The following is a 1,046-nucleotide window of genomic DNA, read 5'->3' as shown; positions in this document are numbered from 1 at the left end:
TATAAGAGTGTGTGTGGTGTAAGTTATCGGCTTATTAGTACCGGTCAGCTTCACGAGTCTTTAGTCCTCGCTTCCACATCCGGCCTATCAACCCAGTGGTCTGCTGGGAGCCTCTCACACTTACGTGTATGGAAATCTCATCTTGAAGCGGGCTTCCCGCTTAGATGCTTTCAGCGGTTATCCCATCCGAACGTAGCTAATCAGCGATGCACTTGGCAGTACAACTGACACACCAGAGGTTCGTCCGTCCCGGTCCTCTCGTACTAAGGACAGACCTTCTCAAATTTCCTGCGCGCGCAGCGGATAGGGACCGAACTGTCTCACGACGTTCTAAACCCAGCTCGCGTACCGCTTTAATGGGCGAACAGCCCAACCCTTGGGACCTACTCCAGCCCCAGGATGCGACGAGCCGACATCGAGGTGCCAAACCATGCCGTCGATATGGACTCTTGGGCAAGATCAGCCTGTTATCCCCGAGGTACCTTTTATCCGTTGAGCGACGGCCATTCCACAATGTGCCGCCGGATCACTAGTCCCGACTTTCGTCCCTGCTCGAGGTGTCCCTCTCACAGTCAAGCTCCCTTGTGCACTTACACTCGAAACCTGATTGCCAACCAGGCTGAGGGAACCTTTGGGCGCCTCCGTTACTTTTTAGGAGGCAACCGCCCCAGTTAAACTACCCATCAGGCACTGTCCCTGACCCGGATTACGGGCCGAAGTTAGATGTCCAAAGTGACCAGAGTGGTATTTCAACGATGACTCCACCACAACTAGCGTTGTAGCTTCACAGTCTCCCACCTATCCTACACAAGCCACTCCGAACACCAATACCAAACTATAGTAAAGGTCTCGGGGTCTTTCCGTCCTGCTGCGCGTAACGAGCATCTTTACTCGTACTGCAATTTCGCCGAGTTTATGGTTGAGACAGCGGGGAAGTCGTTACTCCATTCGTGCAGGTCGGAACTTACCCGACAAGGAATTTCGCTACCTTAGGATGGTTATAGTTACCACCGCCGTTTACTGGGGCTTAAATTCTCAGCTTCGCT

The 1,046-nt window shown here is 53.0% G+C and carries 1 rRNA gene; it reads right to left on the bottom strand.

Annotated features, from left to right (window positions below):
- Positions 1-13 precede the first annotated feature (13 nt).
- Positions 14-1,046 (bottom strand): 23S ribosomal RNA (locus AB0P14_RS17925); the annotation flags it as partial.

Origin of the sequence: Specibacter sp. NPDC078709 (assembly GCF_040686795.1) — a bacterium.
Lineage (GTDB): Bacteria > Actinomycetota > Actinomycetes > Actinomycetales > Micrococcaceae > Specibacter.
This window is presented reverse-complemented; position numbering and strand designations above follow the sequence as displayed.